Annotated in this window: 18 protein-coding genes and 1 riboswitch; of the genes, 10 read left to right on the top strand and 8 right to left on the bottom strand. The window is 41.4% G+C overall.

What is annotated here, in order from left to right:
- Positions 1-492: 492 nt before the first annotated feature.
- A complete protein-coding gene (gene trpB / locus B4C48_RS13015; RefSeq protein WP_291357190.1) occupies positions 493-1,719 on the bottom strand; it encodes a tryptophan synthase subunit beta in 1,227 nt (408 codons plus the stop codon).
- The gene (locus B4C48_RS13010) at positions 1,703-2,344 is read right to left on the bottom strand and encodes a phosphoribosylanthranilate isomerase (RefSeq protein ID WP_291357188.1); all 642 of its coding nucleotides are present in this window, start codon (positions 2,342-2,344) and stop codon (positions 1,703-1,705) included. Before B4C48_RS13010 ends, trpB begins: the two co-directional genes overlap by 17 nt.
- A 156-nt stretch (positions 2,345-2,500) precedes the next feature.
- A riboswitch (cobalamin riboswitch) is annotated at positions 2,501-2,704 on the top strand.
- 38 nt (positions 2,705-2,742) lie between these two features.
- Here B4C48_RS13010 and B4C48_RS13005 point away from each other — a divergent pair.
- From B4C48_RS13005 to B4C48_RS12985, 5 genes are all read left to right on the top strand, one after another.
- Complete coding sequence (locus tag B4C48_RS13005; protein ID WP_291357186.1) at positions 2,743-4,581, top strand: TonB-dependent receptor plug domain-containing protein; 1,839 nt, start codon at positions 2,743-2,745, stop codon at positions 4,579-4,581.
- A gap of 95 nt (positions 4,582-4,676) precedes the next feature.
- The gene (locus B4C48_RS13000) at positions 4,677-5,255 is read left to right on the top strand and encodes a cob(I)yrinic acid a,c-diamide adenosyltransferase (RefSeq protein ID WP_291357184.1); all 579 of its coding nucleotides are present in this window, start codon (positions 4,677-4,679) and stop codon (positions 5,253-5,255) included.
- A 335-nt stretch (positions 5,256-5,590) separates the two neighbouring features.
- Positions 5,591-6,301: a glycerophosphodiester phosphodiesterase gene (locus B4C48_RS12995; protein ID WP_291357182.1), complete on the top strand. Its 711-nt coding sequence runs from the start codon at positions 5,591-5,593 to the stop codon at positions 6,299-6,301.
- Between the two features lie 289 nt (positions 6,302-6,590).
- Positions 6,591-7,757 (top strand): acyl-CoA desaturase, encoded by a 1,167-nt coding sequence (locus B4C48_RS12990; protein WP_291357180.1) that lies wholly within the window; start codon positions 6,591-6,593, stop codon positions 7,755-7,757.
- Positions 7,758-7,860: 103 nt separating this feature from the next.
- A complete protein-coding gene (locus tag B4C48_RS12985; RefSeq protein ID WP_291357178.1) occupies positions 7,861-9,306 on the top strand; it encodes a protein adenylyltransferase SelO in 1,446 nt (481 codons plus the stop codon).
- A 55-nt stretch (positions 9,307-9,361) separates the two neighbouring features.
- Here the strand turns inward: B4C48_RS12985 and B4C48_RS12980 are convergent, their stop codons facing one another.
- From B4C48_RS12980 to baeS, 4 genes are all read right to left on the bottom strand, one after another.
- Entirely contained in the window at positions 9,362-10,438 is a 1,077-nt protein-coding gene (locus B4C48_RS12980; protein WP_291357176.1) for a hypothetical protein, read from the bottom strand.
- Positions 10,439-10,492: 54 nt separating this feature from the next.
- The gene (locus tag B4C48_RS12975; protein ID WP_291357174.1) at positions 10,493-11,893 is read right to left on the bottom strand and encodes a hypothetical protein; all 1,401 of its coding nucleotides are present in this window, start codon (positions 11,891-11,893) and stop codon (positions 10,493-10,495) included.
- A 95-nt stretch (positions 11,894-11,988) separates the two neighbouring features.
- Entirely contained in the window at positions 11,989-12,675 is a 687-nt protein-coding gene (locus B4C48_RS12970; RefSeq protein WP_291357172.1) for a response regulator, read from the bottom strand.
- 13 nt (positions 12,676-12,688) lie between these two features.
- Positions 12,689-14,362, bottom strand: a complete 1,674-nt coding sequence (baeS, locus tag B4C48_RS12965) for a sensor histidine kinase efflux regulator BaeS (protein ID WP_291357170.1) — start codon at positions 14,360-14,362, stop codon at positions 12,689-12,691.
- Between the two features lie 137 nt (positions 14,363-14,499).
- Between baeS and B4C48_RS12960 the strand changes: the two genes are divergently transcribed.
- From B4C48_RS12960 to B4C48_RS12950, 3 genes are all read left to right on the top strand, one after another.
- A complete protein-coding gene (locus B4C48_RS12960; RefSeq protein WP_291357168.1) occupies positions 14,500-15,123 on the top strand; it encodes a hypothetical protein in 624 nt (207 codons plus the stop codon).
- A gap of 303 nt (positions 15,124-15,426) precedes the next feature.
- On the top strand, positions 15,427-17,226 hold the full coding sequence (locus B4C48_RS12955; RefSeq protein WP_291357166.1) for an acyl-CoA dehydrogenase C-terminal domain-containing protein: 1,800 nt from the start codon (positions 15,427-15,429) through the stop codon (positions 17,224-17,226).
- A gap of 168 nt (positions 17,227-17,394) precedes the next feature.
- Complete coding sequence (locus B4C48_RS12950) at positions 17,395-19,176, top strand: acyl-CoA dehydrogenase C-terminal domain-containing protein (protein ID WP_291357164.1); 1,782 nt, start codon at positions 17,395-17,397, stop codon at positions 19,174-19,176.
- 67 nt (positions 19,177-19,243) lie between these two features.
- On the opposite strand, the gene B4C48_RS12945 is transcribed toward B4C48_RS12950, so the two are convergent.
- Positions 19,244-19,453 (bottom strand): hypothetical protein, encoded by a 210-nt coding sequence (locus B4C48_RS12945; protein ID WP_291357162.1) that lies wholly within the window; start codon positions 19,451-19,453, stop codon positions 19,244-19,246.
- Positions 19,454-19,621: 168 nt separating this feature from the next.
- Between B4C48_RS12945 and B4C48_RS12940 the strand changes: the two genes are divergently transcribed.
- Complete coding sequence (locus B4C48_RS12940) at positions 19,622-20,119, top strand: phosphate-starvation-inducible protein PsiE (RefSeq protein ID WP_291357160.1); 498 nt, start codon at positions 19,622-19,624, stop codon at positions 20,117-20,119.
- 85 nt (positions 20,120-20,204) lie between these two features.
- Here the strand turns inward: B4C48_RS12940 and B4C48_RS12935 are convergent, their stop codons facing one another.
- Positions 20,205-20,678: an RcnB family protein gene (locus B4C48_RS12935; RefSeq protein WP_291357158.1), complete on the bottom strand. Its 474-nt coding sequence runs from the start codon at positions 20,676-20,678 to the stop codon at positions 20,205-20,207.
- 184 nt (positions 20,679-20,862) lie between these two features.
- Between B4C48_RS12935 and B4C48_RS12930 the strand changes: the two genes are divergently transcribed.
- Positions 20,863-21,321, top strand: coding sequence for a hypothetical protein (locus tag B4C48_RS12930; RefSeq protein ID WP_291357156.1), 459 nt, complete (start codon positions 20,863-20,865; stop codon positions 21,319-21,321).
- The last annotated feature ends 68 nt before the right edge of the window (positions 21,322-21,389 follow it).

The following is a 21,389-nucleotide window of genomic DNA, read 5'->3' as shown; positions in this document are numbered from 1 at the left end:
TCGCAATTGTTCGAGGCAGACCACAACTCGATAGAAATGTTTTTGCGACTAAATTAATCACATGAAAGTATAAGACGAGTTTTGCGAATGACAATGCCTTTGGTTACTTTGGGCTTATCCAAAGTAACATTACGAGCTCCTTATATTTGAGTTATAAGCAGCAAGACTCCGTCAACATGTAGAGATCTTCATAACCAGAAAGTTGAATTTGACTAGAGTTTTCTTTGGTAGGAAATATCTAACTTTTGTTTCGGCAAAATGAGAAGCGAAGCTTCGCAAGAAAACCATCTTGTTAAGCAGACATTACATCCCTGTAATGCTGCTTAACGGGCAATAACCATGTTGCCTTCACTTGTTCACGTTTTGGATAAACTTCTATTTCAAAAAAAATCGTGCTGAATTGCTTCGGCACGATTTTTTTAAATCCTCCCCACCCTCCTTTGAGAAAGGAGGGCTTTTTTCCTCTTTCCCACAAAGGAACTAGGAAAATTTTTACATCTCTACCATTTCCACGCCATCAATACGGGCAACAGTCATCAAGTCCTTATCACCACGACCAGAAACCGTCGCAATAATGATTTGATCCTTATCCATGGTCGGTGCAAGTTTGGTCACATAAGCCATCGCATGTGAACTTTCCAAGGCAGGAATAATCCCTTCAATATGCGTTAAATCACGGAAACCTTGCAGCGCTTCTTGGTCATTGATCGGCACATATTCAACACGGTGCATATCTTTTAAGAAACTATGTTCAGGACCTACACCCGGATAATCCAGACCGGCAGAAATTGAATGGGTTTCAATGATCTGACCCTGTTCATCCGACATCAAGTAAGTACGGTTACCATGCAGTACCCCGACATGACCGGCATTGAGTGGCGCAGAGTGTTTACCGGTTTCAATCCCCAAACCTGCTGCTTCAACACCGTACATTTTTACATCTTCATCGTTCAAGAATGGATAGAACAAGCCCATCGCATTTGAACCACCGCCGACACATGCAACCAATGCATCTGGAAGACGGCCAGCCTGTTCCTGAATTTGTTTACGCGCTTCACGACCAATGATTGATTGGAAATCACGAACCAGTTGCGGATAAGGATGTGGACCTGCTACCGTCCCAATTGCATAATATGTGGTATCAACATTAGTTACCCAATCGCGCATTGCTTCATTCATGGCATCTTTCAAAGTTTTAGAGCCACTTTCTACTGCAACAACTTTTGCACCCAGCAAACGCATACGATACACGTTCATGGCTTGACGTTTTACGTCGTCTGCACCCATATATACAATACATTCAAGGCCCAAACGCGCTGCAATGGTTGCGGTTGCTACACCGTGCTGACCTGCGCCAGTTTCAGCGATAATACGTTTTTTACCTGAAAGCTTAGCCAGAAGCGCCTGACCAATGGTGTTGTTGACTTTATGTGAGCCTGTATGGTTTAAGTCTTCACGTTTTAAGTAAATTTGCGCCCCACCTAATTCCTTCGACCATCGTTCAGCATAATATAGAGGACTAGGACGACCTACATAGTAGGCTAAATCACGGTCGAATTCTGCCAGAAACTTAGGATCATCCTTCATACGAGAATAAAGTTTTTCTAAGTCTTCTAATGCTGCCATTAGAGTTTCTGACACAAAACGTCCGCCATGGATACCGAAATGCCCGCGTTTATCCGGGAATTGGGTATAGTCAATCTTATTTTGCTGATCCACGTTGGACTCCTTGCATAAACTGTTCAATCAGTTGTTGGTCTTTTATACCTTTAGCGGATTCTACGCCTCCGCTGACATCTACTGCATAAGCATTGGTCGTCTTTATAGCGTCTTCAATATTGTCAGACTTTAAACCGCCTGCCAAAATTAAAGGAATATCGAGTTTGGGGAATTTTGACCAGTCAAAGCTGTGCCCGGTTCCGCCTTTCAGTTCAGGATGCCAGGCGTCTAATAATACTGCACTTGCGCCTACATTTTGGTAGCTTTTTATAGTATTGATGACATCTAGCTCAGGTTTTACCTGTATCGCTTTATACCAGCGACGACCGACCTGACTGGAAATCTGCTGACATTGTTCAGGGCTTTCATCCCCATGAAACTGTAAAATATCGACTGGCGCTTGTTTTAAAATCTGCTCAATTTCATCAAGCGATGCATTCACAAACAAGCCCACAGTTTGCACATAGGCAGGTACATGCTGAATCAGTTCTTTCGCTTGCTCTTGGGTCACACTGCGTGGACTGGGTGGAAAAAACACAAAACCAATCGCATCTGCTCCTGCATTTACAGCAGAATGTATATCTTCTATTCGTGTGATTCCGCAAATTTTGGCACGGGTTCGCATATACTTCGCTCTAATTTTTTGGCTGAATCTTTGCCCGATTTATAGTCAGTCTATAAATATGGGGGCGAATCATTGTAATGCAATTTTAAAAGCTTGAGTAAAGTTCATCCGGAATAATATTGCCATAGATTGTCTAATGCCTGCACAAACCTTATACTGCGCGCAATTGCAACGAGTCAAGCTTAGGCTTTAGGGAAGTTGGTGCAAATCCGACACTGCCCCCGCAACGGTAAAATGAAAAGCATATCTTTATAAATCAGCTGATTTACACCACTGCATAATAATGTGGGAAGGTGGATATGTAACATGTAGATGCATGCACATTTAAGTCCGGATACCTGCTTGTTGTGTTCTTTAACTCAATCATTCACGGGGGGTGAATGTATGGAGCTTAAATCATGACGATTAAATTTCAGACTACAGCCTTAGTGGGCGCAATCGCTATTGCGATGGGTTTCTCTGCATCTGTCTTTGCACAAGACAACACAACCACTGTGAATGCTTCTTTAGACACTTTAGTGGTGACTGCCACACGCTCTGAAGAAAAGATTACCGCTGTCCCTGCAAGAATTTCGCTTATTGAGCCACATATTGTCGAGCAGTCACCGATTGCTTCTTTTCCTGATCTGTTAAAACATGATGCTGCAATTAACATGGTGCAGAATGGCGGCATGGGTCAACTTGCAGACATGTATTTACGTGGTACGGAATCTGATCATACCCTCGTCCTCCGTGACGGTATTCGACTCAACAACCCATCCTCAGGAACTGCCAATTTAGCATTTATCGATACCACAGATATTCAACAGATTGAGGTGCTCAAAGGTCCTGCATCTGTACTCTACGGTACGGATGCCATTGGCGGTGTAGTTCAGCTGGTTTCCAAAACCCCGGAAAAAACCAGTGCATTTATCACCGGTGAAATCGGTGAACATCAAACTTATAAATCTGTCCTCGGGGCTGATTTATATGACGATGGTTTCTATGCACAAATTCGTGGCCAACGTCTGGAGTCTGACGCCACTCAAGTCACCAACCAAAAAACCGATCGCTCTGAAACAGCTTCATTTGAGCAAAAAGGTTATAGCGCCAAAGTGGGCTTAGAAAAACAGCAATTTGCCGCATCTATAGATTACAGCCGCAATGAAGGTACAAATTTATATGATGCCTATGCCTTTGATGGCAGCTTGCTCAAACAGGATTTTGAAAATGAAATCGTTAATTTAAGAGGCCGCGCCAAGGTTACGGAAAACATTGAGCTGAATGGACGTTTATCTCAATTTAAAGATCAGGTCGAGCAAAAAGATTCGACTGATTTTGTACATAGCACAACCCAGGAAGCTGAACTTTACGGTAAATGGAACTTTTTACCTCAGCACAGCATTCTTGCAGGTTTCACTCAGCGTAATCTTGATGCAGACATTTTGTCTTACGGCGCACCTTATCAGGAAAATGTCGATTCCACCGGCTACTATGTACAGCATCAGTTCAAAGGTGAAAAGCTAAATACCCAGGCCGGTATTCGTGTTGAAGACAATGAAAAATATGGCTCACATACTGTAGGGCAAATAGCAGCACGTTATCAGGTTCTCCCTTCTACCAGTATTTACACCAATATTGGAACAGCCTTTAAATCGCCTACCTTGAATGAGCTTTACAATGCCTGGAACGGCAACCCTGAACTTGCGCCAGAAGAAAGTATGTCTTATGAAGCCGGGATTGATCAGACTTTAGCTTTAGGTTTTAAAACTGGCCTATCTGCCTATTACACTGAAGTTGAAGACCTGATTGGTTCAGAAAACTTCGGTAAATTGGGCAATATTGATAAAGCCACCTATAAAGGCGTAGAGCTATATTTGGCTTGGCAACAAAATGATTTATTTACCAAAGCAGCTTATAGCTATGTGAAATCTGAAAATGATGAAACCCATCAGGAGTTAGGCCGCCGTCCCCGTCAGGGTTTCACTTTAACTACAGGTATTCAAAATGAAATCTATGGAATTAGCGCGTCTTTAATTGCCAAATCAAAATCGAAAGACTGGGACAAAAACTACCAAAATCCGGGTTATGCAACTGTTGACGTCAATGCCTACTGGAATGTTAATCCCCATGTTAAATTGTTTAGCAATATTCAAAATATTGGCGATGTAGAATACAAAGCCGCCTATCAAGATCGAGGCTACTACTATGTTAATGGCGGTCGTTTAGCCTCTGCTGGTGTGACCTTCACATACTAAGTTTGCCGACTTTTAGTAAATACTTTTGAGGATAATGTCATGCCTATGGCATTATCCTTTTTATATTCAGATATCAAAGTTTTAAGGAATTATAAATGGGCCACCGTTTAAGTAAAATTTATACCCGCACAGGCGACTCTGGTACAACCGGACTAGGCGACGGTTCACGCGTAGCCAAAGATGACTTGCGTATTGCCGCTTTAGGTGATGTCGATGAACTCAACTCTTGTATTGGTATTTTACGTTCACAAATTGCCGTGAGTAATATTGAAGACAAAGCTGCTTGGGATAAGTCTTTAAGCCTGATTCAACATTGGCTCTTTGACCTGGGTGGTGAAGTTTGTATTCCCAACTACAACATGGTTTTACCGGTTTCAGTTGAATTTCTGGAAAATGAAATTGACCGTATGAATGAAGCTTTACCCATGCTGAAAGACTTTATTTTACCGGCCGGAACTTTAGCATGCAGTTATGCACATCAAGCACGTTCAGTATGCCGCCGTGCTGAGCGCAGCCTGATGACGGTACATACCCGCGATCAAAATATTCAGGCAACGTCATTGCAGCTTTTAAACCGTCTTTCTGACTGGTTATTTGTTGCCTCGCGGACATTGCAACGTGCTGAAGGTGGATCTGAAGTACTGTGGCAAAAAAATATTAATGAGACGATTTAACTTATTGTTAATTCAAAATTGTCACTCGTTTCGCTGATAAAAAATGACTACTTGTTGCTCTTTCTAAAAACAAAGTACCAGTATACTGCTACCGCGCCAGGTGACAAGGATGTCGCCGTCTGGCAAAGGTTTCAGGGATGAACCTTTTGCCAGACAAAAGATTTTTGTTACTTTTCATCTTTGAAAAGTAAGAAATCACCTATACAAAATCAATTCACAATCTCTACTGCAATTTAAAACAAGTAAACCTTAAATTCCAATATCTAACATGCATTGAATGATAAGATAAAAGCAGTGATTCACTTTCACAGTTCAATCTAGAAAAAGAGTTCATTATGAAAATCATCGGCCATCGTGGTGCACGTGGTGAAGCCCCGGAAAATACCCTAGGCGGCTTTCAATACATTCATGACTTGGGCATCCGTGCAGTCGAATTTGATGTCCGTCAGCTTAAAGATAATGAACTCGTTATCATGCACGATGACAACTTTTTAAGAACCACCGGTACAGATCAGCCGCTCTATGACCTAAACAGCCATCAGCTTGAAGCCTATAATCAGGCGCATATCTGGATGGACTGGGAAAAACAGCTCACCCCGACACTCCGCCAGACCCTGAGCATTATTCATGACTTTGAGCATATTGAAGTTGAAGTCAAAGCTGTTGCAACTATGGCGGAAGCTGAAAAACTAGTCTTAGAATTACAAAAACAATTACACGGCTTTGAACAAACTGCCGTAATCACCAGTTTCGATTTAAAAATCCATCAGGTCTTAAAACAGCAAGACTCGATATTTAAACGCGGCTTATTGATTGAAGATGACATCAAACACCAAGCTATTGAACAGGCGTTAGAACTGGGTTGTTGCCAAATTGGCTGGATGAATCAGCTGGCAACTGATGAGATGATTCAAGCTACCCAACAAGCTCATTTACACATCAGTGTCTGGACAGTGAATGATATTGAGCGCGCCAAGCATCTGCAAAGTTTAGGAATAGACGGATTGATTACCGATTTTCCGAAAATGATGCTGGAGCAACTTTAAAATAAATTTTTCGCCCCCATTTATATGACTTAATTCACTATTTATTTAATCAAAAATGATTCATATCGTCAGGGTGGAAAGAAGCTGCTTTGACCTTCGATAAAATCAATCAACCCTGCCTCGTATTCTGTTACTGTTTAGTACAATACACCTGTAGAATAACGCTAGTGAAGATTTAGTAGCTCATGCTAATATTGAAGAAGTCTTAATCCATATAAACTGTATTGAATTAAGAATTCGTTTATACCTTACCTTTACCTTTTAAAAGGTTCTAGGAGTGCTGTTGGAGATGAATGCTCCCCTACCCAAAGCCCCAATTAACTGGATTGCAGTATTCGCATTGGTATTCTTGCCAATTGTGGCTGTAATCGCTATCCCTTTATATGCTTATCATCATGATTTTAGCTTAGGCGCATGGATCAGCTTATTTGTACTACTCGGTGTGAGTAGTTTAGGGATTACTGCGGGTTATCACCGCTTATGGGCACATCGTGCTTACGAAGCAACTTTGCCATTAAAAATTATTTTAATGCTTATGGGTACTTTTGCCGTTCAAAATAGTATTTTGTTCTGGGCTTCAGGTCACCGTACCCATCACCGCCATGTCGATGATGTCGATCAAGACCCATATTCAATTAATAATGGCTTTTGGTATGCCCATATTGGATGGATGCTTCGTAACTATCCGGCAGCAGAAGCGAATTATAAAAATGCACCCGATTTGTTAAATGACAAAGTGGTGATGTTTCAGGACAAATATTACATTCCACTGGTCATTGCCGTACATGCTGTGATTTTGACTACAGTGGGTTGGGCAGTTGATGATATGTGGGGCGTATTGTTATTGGGTGGTTTACTCCGCCTGATCTTGAGCCATCATGTGACCTTCTTTATTAACTCACTTTGTCATATGTGGGGCAAACGTCCATATACCGACGAAAACACTGCACGTGACAATTTCGTTTTAGCGATTGCCACTTGGGGTGAGGGTTATCACAACTACCACCACATTTTCCAATACGATTACCGTAATGGCGTGAAATGGTGGCAGTACGATCCTACCAAATGGCTGATCTGGTCATGTTCAAAATTGGGCTTAGCTAAAAATTTACGTCGTATTCCGAGCTTTAATATTAAAAAAGCTGAATTGGCAATGCGCTTTAAATATGCTGAACAAGATTTAGCGGTGTATGGTCATAATGTCAATGAAGATATGGCGGCAGCTAAACTTCGTATTGCTCAGGAATATGAAGCGTTTACCCAAACTTTAAATGATTGGGCCAAGCTAAAAGAGCAAGAGATTCAAGCCAAAAAAGCTTCTGTTGCTGAAAAAATTCACCAGATGGATAGCAAACTTAAAATGGATTTCCAGCTAGTTGAACAACGTCTTTCCCATCACCGTAATACCCTAAAAATTTTAATGCGCAGCATTAAAAAGAATCCTGTTTCAGAATAAAACCTGATTCGATCGATAAAGCCCCCATTGTTGGGGCTTTATTCATTTTGGCCGTTTAAATTTGTTATAGTGATCACATCTCTCCCATTTCTTAGATTGTCCTATGCAATTTAATCCTCGCTATCCATCGCTCAATCCCAAGCTTTATCATCATCAAATGCCAGTTCCTTTAAAAGGCGCCAAAGCCGGTCATTTCAATGAAGCTCTGGCCAATCAACTACAATGGTCAGAACAAGATAAAGCCAAATGGGTTGAAATCTGTAGTGGACAAAAAACCTTTACCGAATTTGAACCTTTGGCGATGGTCTATGCCGGGCATCAGTTTGGACAATGGGCAGGACAACTCGGTGATGGCCGTGGCTTACTGATTGCACAAATTCTAGATACAAATGGTCAAACCATCGACCTGCATTTAAAAGGTGCTGGTTCAACGCCCTACTCGCGTATGGGTGATGGTCGTGCCGTTTTACGTTCCGTGATTCGCGAATACTTGGCCGGTCATGCCTTGAATGCTTTGGGTATTGCATCCAGTAATGCAGTTGGATTCACCTCTTCCACCCAAGGCATACAACGCGAAAAACTGGAACCGGGCGCGATGATGCTGCGCACATCAGACTGTCATATTCGCTTTGGACATTTTGAATGGATTAATCAGTATCAACCTGAATTACTCACTGAATTTACCCAAAAGTGCATTGAATGGCATTATCCGGAATGTCTCGATGCTGAACAGCCTGTTTTAGCTTTTGCAACCAAAGTCACCCAACGTACTGCAGTGATGATTGCCAAATGGCAGCTGGTGGGTTTTGCCCATGGCGTGATGAATACTGACAACCTGAATATTACCGGTTCGACTTTGGACTTTGGTCCTTATGGTTTTATGGAACGTTTCCGTCCGAGCTGGATCAACAACCACTCGGATTATCAAGGCCGTTATACCTATCAGCAGCAGCCAAGTATTGGGCACTGGAATGTATGGCAATGGTTAAACAACCTGGTTCCGCTCTGCCCTACAGACTATGATAAAGAGCAATGGAAACAGGATTTAGCTTCATGTTTAGAGCACTATGAGCCAACATTCTTAGAGCATTATAAACATGGTTTAAACCAGAAAATGGGCTTGCCAAGTTTCCATAAAGACAGTTTTGACTGCGGCATGGCTTTCTTAAGAATTCTGCAAAGCGAGCAACTGGACTATACCCAAAACTTTATTCAGCTTCAGAACAAACAGTTTGAAATGATTAAAGATGACTGTCTGGACCGACGCCAGTTTGAAAGTTTTTTGACTCAATATGAAAATATTCGAGCAAACCAAGAAACAGATGAACTTGATGCCGAAATGGTGCAAGCCAATCCGCAGTATATTTTACGTAATCACATGGCGCAAAAAGCCATTGAGCTGGCGGAACGGGATGATTTTGCGGAAGTGGAGCGTCTGTTTAAGTTGCTGCACCAGCCTTATCTTAAACAACCCGATTTAGAGCAGACTGAAGATTTAGGCCCCTTGCCGAGTGATGTGCCTGAAGTGATGGTGAGCTGTTCCTCATAACAAAAAACGGAGCAATATGCTCCGTTTTTTTTTGACATTTTAATTTTGAAAGGTTTTACCAGTGATATTGAGCATATAAAAAAGCACTAAAACGATGTGCCTGATTGCTGTCTAAATCATCGGTCATATACTTAGCCCCAAAATTTTTATGCTGTACCGATAATCCCAAAGCATGTGTTTGCGGCTCTATATGCAGACCATATTTTAATTGTTCTGTTTTCCAAAAAGCATTCAGTTGAGCTAATGTTATATACTCATTTGAAAAACTACTGATGCTCACACTCCAAGGCTTGGTTTGAACATCATAGCTAATTTCCGAACTCAATTTGAAAGGCAGTTTTTGACGATACTGCTTGCTCTTACTTAATTGTCCACTTAAATCCATTCGAGGACGTTGATTTTGATCGTAACGAAGGTCGTAGCGCGTAAATGGAGCATTATCCCAATATAAATAACTGAATAAATCATCGACCTGAAGATTAATATTCCAATCTTTTTTGATTTGTCCATGTAAACCAAACTCTAGGGCATAGCCATAACCTTGACTCGTTCTTCCATCCCAGCCTAATTCCTCTTCTTTTAATGCAGGACGGTCATAACTATAATCCAATGAACCATTTAACCAAGCAACCCGATCCATCAATTCAGTCATATTGGTTGTTTGACCTGTTGCCTGGAATTTACCATCTACATAATGACGTCCGATAAGCGCAGTTGCTCCTGTCACAATGGTCCAATCAGGATGAACCTTCCAGTCATAGGCAAAACGAGTTCCCACTGTGTCGACATGTTGAGCTTCTAATTTTAATTGATTGTATTTATTTGCATCAATTAACTGATCATTTTCAATTTGATAATAGAGCTTTGCCATATCATTACTAAAGTGAATCTGATAGTCATAAGCCCAAACCCAACCTACAGTCCAATTATCCTGTTTGGTTTCTAATTTCATTTTCCCATGCGCAAAGGCATTATTACCTTTTTTTAAATTGGGCGTTTCCCAGCTATTTAAAAAGGCATGTACACTAACAGGCTCACTATAAATATCTGCATTTATACTGTATTGAATCGTTTTTTCCGCATAAGCAGAGTATGGCAAACTTACAGCCAATATGAATAAATATTTTTTCATTAGATATAAAAGAAGACAGCAAATGCTGCCTTCTTCTCAAAGTTAAGTTTTAGATTAAGGAGCGATATAAGTTATTGTGTCATCACTAAATTTAACCACATATTGCCCAGATGAATTTTTAGTGAGTGTCCCATAACTTTTTCCTGCAACCAGAATATTCGCTGAGGTAAAATTCTGTACATCTGCAATACTGATGGATGCTCCATTTTTATGCTTAAGCACACCCGCAATAATTTGATGGTCCTGATCTAGGTCTTTTGCAGTTAACTCAATATCCAATGCATTTTTATCAACGACAACGGCAACAGTCGCTGTACCTTTGGTAAATTCAGCACGTTTTGCGCTAATATCAATGCTAAATGGTGTAGGTACTGCATTGGCGCCTTTTAAGTTACCACTTAATTTGACATTTAAATTCGCATTGATGAAATTAGTCGATGTTTCCTGTCCAGCACTCACATCAATAGCTTGAGATAAATCATTATTCAAATTAAGTTTGGCTTCTAAATTCAAGGATTCCTGCTGATAACTTACAAGACCTTTCAGCACTAATTCAGATGGAATCAATTGTTCTTGAATTCCAACACCATTATTAAATATAGCTTTGCGTACAATTAAAGAAACTTCAGATAAATTAGCTTTTACATCTGCGCTTTCAAAGACTAAACCTTGTAATTTCAAAGTCGCTTGATTTGGAATACCTTCACGGTTTTCCATGGTGTCTGCCGTAGCATAAACCATAGATGCAGTACTATCAGAGGTAAAACTAAAACTCGCAGTCTGATTTTTAAGATTCTTGGTAGAAATTTTTCCATTATTCTGAATCTTATAATTATAAGTTGTGCGAGCGGTATCAATAAATGGTGCTTCTAAGACCAAATTTGATACTGTAACTTCAGCATCATCACCATAAATTGAGTATGCAGAATCATTATACCAATTTGTATTACTCCACGCATTGTCCGCTGTAATTTTATCCCAATTAAACGCTTGCCAATATTGGACACTGGCATCACCTGAAATGGTAATAGAGTCACCAACCACCTTAGCGGTTAAATTATTGCTCTTGAATTTAAAATTACGTGCATCATCCTGATTAATTAAATCCTGTATTTGTTGTGCTGTATAAGTTTTGGTCTGCCCCTGCGCATCCTGAGTAACAACCTCTGCAATCACTAATAATAAATTCGTTGCACGGCTCAAATCTGAAGATGTGTCATTTATTACTTGTGCAGGAACTTTATATTGATCAGCAATATTTTGAAAACCATCATAATAAGAAACAATAGCATTGGTTGTTTTTACAAGTTGTTTTGCTTTTTCTAAATCTGAAGCAGGTGTCGTTACCTGTCCACCATCTGTTCCACTAGATGAAGATGACTCACCACCTCCACCACCACAAGCCACTAAAAAGAAAGAACAGCTTATTGCTAATAGTGTTTTTTTTAAAATCATTTACCCCTACCCTCTTAAAATTATGAGTAAAAAAAAGCTCCTAAAAAATAAAGCTTTTTTAGGAGCTTTACAATGATTTTAAAATTATATTTCAATCAATCCTCAGGATATTCAAAACGATAACCCACACCATACACCGCCTGAATCCATTCATGACGGTTGCCTGTTTCGGCAGCATCAGAAATTTTACGGCGCAGGTTTTTAATATGGCTGTCGATCACACGGTCTGCGACGTCAAAGCTGTCTGGATTGATATGATCGAGTAATTGCGCACGTGAATAAACTTGTCCAACGTGCTCCAGGAATAATTCAAGCAAACGGAATTCAGTTGGCGTTAAGTTCAAGGTTTTTTGCTGATACCAGATTCGTTGCTGGGCTTTATCCATACGGAACAGGCTGTTCTGTTCAGGCTCGGCATGACGGTCCAAACGGCGCAACACCGCTTGTACACGCGCCACCAGTTCTTTCGGGCTAAAAGGCTTACAAATATAATCATCTGCACCCATGTTCAAACCCAACACACGGTCAATTTCTTCAGTCCGTGCAGTCACCATAATAATTGGCAAATCAGACTGTTCACGTACTTTACGGCAAATCGTCAAGCCATCCATACGCGGCACCATCAAGTCCAGAATCATTAAACTTGGTTTACGCTGAGTAAAGCTGTCATACGCTTCTTGCCCATCATGAAACATACTGACTTCAAAACCAGCCGCTTCCAGATAGTCTCGCACCAGCTGCGCAAGTTCAACTTCATCTTCAACCAGCATGACATGTTTCATGAATCTCATCCTTTTATTTGTTTAACTGTTTTGGAAAAGTCAGTTTGCAACGCAAACCACCGAGTGGTGAATGATCAAAACTTAGCTCTCCACCTAATGCCTGCGCAATTTTACCAGATAATGCCAAACCTAAACCTGTACCACCGGTACTACGGGTCCGCGAATCATCCACACGATAGAAGCGCTCGCCTAAACGTGCCAACTGTTCATCACTCAATCCAAGCGGACTGTCATCCACAATCACGCTCCAATGGGTCGCCGATTGCTCGGTATGCACACGCACTTCACCACCCGCTTCAGTATAGCGAATGCTGTTACCAAGTAAGTTGACCATAATTTGTTTAAAACGATCTATATCTAATTGTAAATTCGCGCCTTCACCCTGTACTGAAACAGACAGATCCGCTTGGGCAAATTTTGGTTTGAAGTTTTCAACTTCTTGCAGTACCACATTCCAGGGATTCACTTCGGCAAAATAACATTTTAGTTGCTGTGCTTCAGCCTGAGCCAAATCCGCCAGATCCTGAGTCAGTTTTTTCAGACTGGTGACCTGACGCAGCATCGATTCAAAATGTTCCTGTGTGGGTTTGCGAATACCGTCCTGCATCGCCTCAATTTGGGCTTGCAGTACCGCCAACGGAGTTTTTAATTCATGTGAAGTATCTGCCACCCACTGACGGCGTGATTGTTCATGCTGATCCAGAATCACGGCAAGATGGTTCAGCTCTGTTGATAAATCACCCAGTTCATCATTACGGTTGACTTTGACCTGATGCTGGAAATTGCCTTTGGTCAGTTCGCGTGTACCTTGCAGCAAGCGTTGAATTGGCGTTTTAAAATAAGTGGCCAGCAATAACGCTGCGATCAGGCTGGTCAGAAAAGTTAATCCATATACCAATAATAAATAACGTTTTTGATTACTGAAAAAGTTAATACTTGAAGCATCATCCTGATCCAGCACCGGTTTTAACCCCAGATAACCGACAATTTTATCGTTCACCATAATACGACGATAGGAAACTGGAATATCAGACGGCTCGCCTACTACAAACTGTTTATTGGCATCATATAAGGATAACCGGGAACTTAAACCTAAACGGTCGGGCAAAGAGATAAACTGCTTTTTCTGATTCTGGCTTTGGTTCTGGTTTTGTGCAGTATCGCCAGGTTTAGCTTCCGATTTTCTGTCTGGACGGAAGATATTCTGATTGGAACTTAAAGGAAATTTGAGTCCTTCAAAAGGCTGATACTCTGAAGGTAAATTCAACTCCATCATGCGCAGTTCTTCTGCATCTAAAATCGGTTTACTCTGCTCGGTTTTATTTAATCCCGGAGAAACACTGATTAAAGTATTTTCCTGAAAATAACGCTGCTGCAAAGCAATATCATATTGACGACGTAACCACCAGCGAGACAAACGGTCATAGTCATCCGGTGCAGCCGTGCCTTCGATTTGCAGGATTTGCGCCTGAATGGCATTACCCCAGTCATGATAAACCGAATAGACGCCAGCCAGATTACTAATCACATGATCCAGCTTCTGCATTTCCACATCTGCCACATAACGGGCAAAGTTCTTTTGCATGGTCCAATGCAATACACCCAGACTGACCGTGGTAATCACTAAAGTCGTGAGTAATACGGTCAAAAACAAGCGCAAGGCGATCGGAACACGGCGAATATTCAAAAGCAAAGTCTCAAGATTTCTTTTCAATTAGGTCATTGTAACGAACCTTCTAAAAAAATACTCTTCATTGTTTCTTCATCATTATTGTTTAATCTTTAACTTATCAAATTTCGTTTTTTTCATTGGAGATAACAACAATGAATTCCATGGCAAAAATAGCTTTAGTGGGCGCAAGCCTAATTGGCATGGGTGCTTTGACTGCCTGTCAATCCACCAATACCGTTCAAGATAAAGATGCTGATCATGCGCGCATGATGCAGGATCATCAAAAGCATAAACGAAACATGACACCTGAACAGCGTGAGCATTTTCAGCAAGCCCGTGCCGAACGCCAGCAAATGATGAAAAGCATGAAAACAGCTTGTGATGGTAAAGCGGTCGGCTCTGCCGTACAAATCAAGGCTGGTGAAAAGACCATTGATGGTACATGTAACATGCGCTTCAAAGCGGATCGTCAAGAGATGAAACGCATGCGTGGTGAAATGAAAGATATGCATATGCAAGGTATGGCCGGTGGGATGAAAGGCATGCAAATGCGATCATCAGAACCACTCACTGATGCCAAACGTGCTGAACTAACCAAGCAATTTGATCAGCGCCTGGCACAACGTCAAGCGCATCAGCAAGCCATGTTAAAAGCTTGTCAGGGCAAAGCCAATGGCGCTGCAGTACAAGTTAAGGTGGGCACCCACAGTATGAATGGTAAATGTGAAGTTCGCTTCCAGCCTAAAGCACCTGTTGCTCCTGCTGCAATAAAGTAAGCATCATAAAACCTCTCCCAAATAAAAAAGGCGCAATACTGCGCCTTTTTTATTATTTATAAAATTTTAGGTTTTTGACTATTTATGACATCGAATAAAACATAAAAGCATTTACACTCAAGCTACTTAGCAATTTCAAGTTAGAAATCTTTGACTTTACAGTCACCAAGAAAACGCATGGAAACGCTTGTACCAAGTAAGAAGATGTTGCACGATTAAGCCATACAAATACGTGTTATTGAAAGCACGTTTCAATGTTTATTAGGATTATAAGCTGGTTAAACCAGTATTGAGGAAACCGATATGCCACAATACAAAGCGCCCTTACGTGATATGCAATTTGTTCTACATGAATTGTTAAATGCTGAACAACATTATGCAAACTTGCCGGCATTTTCTGACACCGTAAGCCGTGAATTGGTTGATCAATATTTAGAAGCTGCGGCTGACTTTTGTGAAAATGAACTTTCTCCTCTAAACCAAGTGGGCGACCGTGAAGGTTGTACCTGGAACGACGGTGTAGTGACTACACCTACAGGCTTTAAAGAAGCGTATCAAAAATATATCGAATTGGGTTTCCCGTCACTTTCTGCTGAAGAACAATATGGCGGTCAAGCATTACCTGTTTCTTTAGGCAACGTGATCTCTGAAATGGTCGGTACTGCAAACTGGGCATGGGGCATGTACCCTGGCCTTTCACACGGTGCAGTGCGTACTTTGGAACATCACGGTTCTCAAGAACAAAAAGACACTTACCTGCCTAACCTGGTTTCAGGTGTATGGACGGGTACCATGTGCTTGACTGAATCTCATGCAGGTTCTGACCTGGGTATTATCCGTACTAAAGCTGAACCAAATGCAGATGGCAGCTATGCAATTTCTGGCGAGAAAATCTTTATCTCTGCTGGTGAACACGACATGGCAGAGAACATTGTTCACATCGTGTTGGCGCGTCTTCCTGGTGCACCGAAAGGCACTAAAGGTATCTCATTATTTATCGTTCCTAAATTTAACCTGAATGCTGATGGTTCAATTGGTGAACGCAATGCAGTACGTTGTGGTTCAATCGAACACAAAATGGGTATTCACGGTAACGCGACGTGTGTAATCAACTTTGATAACGCAAAAGGCTTCCTGATTGGCCCTGAAAACCGCGGCTTAAACTGCATGTTCACATTCATGAACACTGCCCGTATTGGTACTGCGGTACAAGGTCTTTCAGCTTCTGAAGGCGCGTTCCAGGGTGCATTGGCTTATGCTAAAGACCGTTTGGCAATGCGTTCACTTTCAGGCGTTAAAGCATCAGAAAAAGAAGCAGATCCAATTATTGTTCACCCTGCTGTACGCAACATGCTGCTCACGCAAAAATCTTTTGCTGAAGCTGGCCGTGCATTGGTTTACTTGTTGTCTTTCTATGCAGACACGGTAGAGCAAGGTGCAACTGAAGAACGTAAAGCTGCGGACAACATGTTGTCGCTACTTACTCCGATTGCAAAAGCATTCTTGACTGAAACCGGTTCTGAATCTGCGAAACACGGCGTTCAAGTATTCGGTGGTCACGGTTTCATCTCTGAACACGGTATGGAACAGATTGTTCGTGATACACGTATCGCTTGCTTGTACGAAGGTACCACTGAAATTCAGGCGCTTGACCTGTTAGGTCGTAAAGTTTTGGGTACTCAAGGTGCAATGTTGAAAGACTTCACCAAAGTCATCCATAAATTCTGCGAAGCCCACAAAGACAATGCTGCAATGAAAGAATTTGTTGAACCACTTGCTGCTCTAAACAAAGAGTGGGGTGATTTGACTATGCAGATTGGTATGCGTGCAATGCAAAACCCGGATGAAGTTGGCGCTGCTGCAGTAGATTACCTGTACTTCTCTGGCTATGTAACGCTTGCTTACCTATGGGCTCGTATGGCACTTGTTGCTCAGGAAACATTGGCTGCTGGTACAACTGACGTAGATTTCTACAACGCGAAAGTGACTACTGCCCGTTTCTACTTCAAGAAAATTCTTCCACGCGTTCGCTCACACGTTGACGTGATTGCGGGTGGCGTTGAGCCATTACTTGCTTTAGATGCTGAACACTTCGCATTCTAAGTACATGGTTTTAAACTGATGTGAGAAAAAGGACGGTCAGACTTTTGACAGTCCTTTTTCTTTATCAAAGATAGAAAATAATTAACCTTTAGTCGTCTAACAACATGAATTTTCCTGTATTAGACTCATCAAACCGAACTGAATCAAACAATAAACAGGTGACTCACTATGCCAATCTATAATGCGCCTCTTGCGGATATGAAATTCATCCTGAACGATGTTTTCAATGCAGAACAATTCTGGCAAAACAATGAAAATCTTGCGCATGTTGATGCAGCAACAGCAGAAGCCATTCTTGAAGAAATGGCGAAATTTGCACAAAACGTGACTTTACCTTTAAACCGTACTGGTGATGAAGAAGGTGCAACATATAGCAACGGTAATGTGACCACACCTGCTGGCTTTAAAGAGGCCTTCAAACAATATGCGGAAGGCGGCTGGATTGGCCTGGCAGCAGATGAAGAATGGGGCGGTCAAGCCATGCCGAAAATGCTGACTGTGCTTGCAGACGAAATGCTGTTCGCGACTAACCCATCTTTCATGCTCTACCCGCTTCTTTCTGTCGGTGCAGGTATGGCGTTAAACAGCTATGCATCTCAAGAGCAAAAAGAAACCTATTTACCTAAAATTTATTCTGGCGAATGGTCAGGTACCATGTGCTTAACCGAGCCACATGCCGGTACAGACCTGGGTATTATCAAAACCAAAGCTGAACGTAACGAAGACGGTACTTACAACATTACTGGTACCAAAATCTTCATTACCGGTGGTGACCATGACCTGGCTGAAAACATCATTCACCTTGTTCTTGCGAAAACGCCTGATGCACCTGCCGGTTCACGTGGTATTTCACTGTTTATCGTACCGAAATTCCTGGTCAATGAAGACGGTTCTTTGGGTGAACGAAACCATGCAGGTCCAGGTTCAATCGAACACAAGATGGGCATTAAAGCCTCTGCAACTTGCGTGATGAACTTTGACGGTGCCAAAGGTTATTTAGTCGGTAAAGAAAACGAAGGCCTGGCTGCCATGTTCGTGATGATGAACTACGAACGTCTGTCTATGGGTATTCAAGGTTTAGGTGCTTCTGAGTTTGCTTACCAGAATGCTGCGCAATATGCGACTGACCGTATTCAAGGCCGTAGTGCTTCTGGCGTGAAATCTCCAAACAAACCTGCGGACAGTATTTTGGTCCATGGTGACGTACGCCGTATGCTGCTTAATGCACGTGCCAACAACGAAGCATCTCGTGCCTTTGCCGTGTATGTCGGTCAACAGCTCGACATCACCAAATTCTCGACTGATGCAGAAGCAGTGAAGAAAGCCAATGACCGTGTTGCGCTATTAACGCCAATCGCAAAAGCTTATCTGACTGACACAGCATTTAACGCAACTTTAGATGCACAAATGGTGTTTGGTGGTCATGGCTTCATTCGTGAATGGGGCATGGAACAGTGTATCCGTGACTTGCGTATCTCACAGATTTACGAAGGTACCAACGGCGTTCAATCACAGGATTTGATCGGCCGTAAGACCATTAAATGTGGTGGCGCTTTCATTGCAGAATACATCCAGGAAATCCGTGATTTTACCAATGGCCTAGATGCAGATCTTAACTTCATTAAAGATGCTACTTTAGATGCAGCAGCAGAAGTTGAATCGGTAACGCAATATATTTTAGAAGCAAGTAAAGAGAATATCGACTTCCCGAATGCAGCAGCAGTGGATTATCTGCATGCAGTAGGTCTGCTCAGCTTCTCTTACATGTTTGCAAAAATTGCCAATGCAGCGAAAGCCAAAGACGGCGAGTTCTATCAAAATAAATTGTCACTTGCACTTTACTTTGTACAACGCATTTTGCCTGAACTTACACTGCGCATTACCAAAGTAAAAGCCGGTGCTGAAGTGGTTATGAACTTCTCTGAAGATTACTTTACAACCCAGGCTTAATTTTAAATAAAAAATAAGCTATAAAAAAACGCCTGCATGTGCAGGCGTTTTTATGGATAAAAATGAATTAGATTTTCTCAACAACAATCGAATCTGTACTTTTTTTGTCACGCTGTGTGTCTTGATTCATTTTCACAATTTTAATCACCCCCTCGGCTTGTAAATTTTCGCATAATGCAATCAGCTTCTGCATTTCGTCCATTTTAATCCCTGAACCTAAAATAAGTTTTTTGCCATTCTGTAAATTATTAATTTTTGTTTGAATTATTTCTAACATTTTCTTTTCCCTGATCAATGAAATAACCATTCATACATTACATGAATTTAGTATAAAAAAAATACACTCTCTTAAATTATTTATAATCTTTCATTTTTCCATTTCTAATGTGCATGAAAATTGCATGATAATTCATCTAAATAACCATTCAAGATACAGGAGGAAAAGATGCCAAAACCTGATAGCAAAGTTGAAAAAATTGAGACCCTCCTCGACCGTTTCGGAAATATCGCCGTAGAAAGTTTTCACTATATTGCCCTGTTTATTATTGGCTGTATGGTGATCTGGTCTGCCGGACATACGGTATTTGAAATTTTAACCATTAAAAAATTTGCAAGCATTGACGATATTTTGCTGCTGTTTATTTATCTTGAATTGGGTGCCATGGTGGGTATTTACTTCAAAACCAATCATATGCCAGTGCGTTTTTTAATTTATATTGCCATTACTGCACTGACCCGTTTACTTATTTCAGATATCCAACATGACCATAAAGCCGATATGGATCTGGTCATTATTACCGGTTCAATTCTGATTCTGGCATTTTCGATTTTGGTGGTGCGTTTTTCTTCCTGGACCTATCCGTCGGTGATTCGCGATAAACACTCAGAAAAGCCATTGCCTGAAGGTAAAACTCCACAACCCCAAGATGATGAATTGGCTTAAACTAGCATAATTGCCTCTCCTGAGCGCATTTTAAAGCACTGCTTTTAAAGTGAAGCGCAAGAGAGGGTTAGGGAGAGGTTTCAAATCAGCGATTCGGCACCAACACATAACGACCATTTTCATATATCCAATAGGTGCCAGTCGGCGGTGCAGGTAAACCTAAACGCTCCCAATCACTGATAAAGGTCGTACTTGAGCTTTCAATTCGTGCCGTTCTCGGATCACCATTCACCCAGCTATAACTTTGAGAGTTTTGTGTGATGGTCGTAGGTGCCTGATATTGAATGCTAACGCCATTCTGAATGACCGGATAATTCTGATGATGCGGTGGACGCTGCGGATAATTCGGATAGCGCTGTGGATAATTTCGCTGCTGATACGAATAGTGATTTTGAGGATAACTGTTTTGTGGATAATGATTTTGCGGATAGTAGGGACGAGGTTGATACTTGGTAGTATCTACCCCGCGATAATTTGACCAGCGATTTTCCGCCTGCGTTGTTGCAGAAGCTCCCAAGAGTAGCATGCCACTCAAAGCACAAAGAACTGCTAACTTCATAAGAGCCCCCCCACCTACTGTATAAAACTTATTTTAATCCCGAGTGTAGGATAAAAAATGAATAAAAAAACAGCAAATGCAAAGTTTTGTAAATGAAATAGTTCACGGATTTTCTATTGAGAGACATCCCGACTCAAATGCTGAATATGCTAAAATACTGTTTTTTATTATGGGATCAAACAGAGTGTCTGATTTAAGTTTTGACCGCCTACATCAATTCTTTTGCAAGGTTCCAAGTATTCAAGAATCTTTAATTAATGCCTATGGTTCAGATGGTCATCATGCCTGGTGGTTTAAATTTCAAATCAATATTGAACACCCTCTGGCCTGGCAAACCGTACAGGAACTAGGTCATGTATTGAATTACATTTCCAAGAATGAGCGTTTACCGACACAGTTTTTGCCTGTCTCTCCGCCACCTTATATGAATGGTGAAGCCAAAGACTTTTTGGCTTGGGTGATTCAGTGCAATCATCCAGATTTTACACCCGATGTCGTCTGTGACTGGTTAGAGGCACGTTTACCTCAGCCGGTTGAAGATGAAAGCCAGTGGAAAATTAAAACAGATTTACACGAGCTGGATAAACTCTCTGATAAAGATCTGGATCAGATGGTTCCGCCTAATCCTGAGCCAAAAAATTAAAAAAAAATGAAATCTCCCTAAATCCCTCTTTTTCAAAGAGGGACTTTCCTCCCTTTCTTAAAGGGAGG

Source organism: Acinetobacter sp. UBA3106, assembly GCA_002365595.1.
Classification (GTDB): Bacteria; Pseudomonadota; Gammaproteobacteria; order Pseudomonadales; family Moraxellaceae; genus Acinetobacter.
Note: the sequence above shows the minus strand (reverse complement) of the source record. Positions and strands in the feature narration are given on the sequence as shown.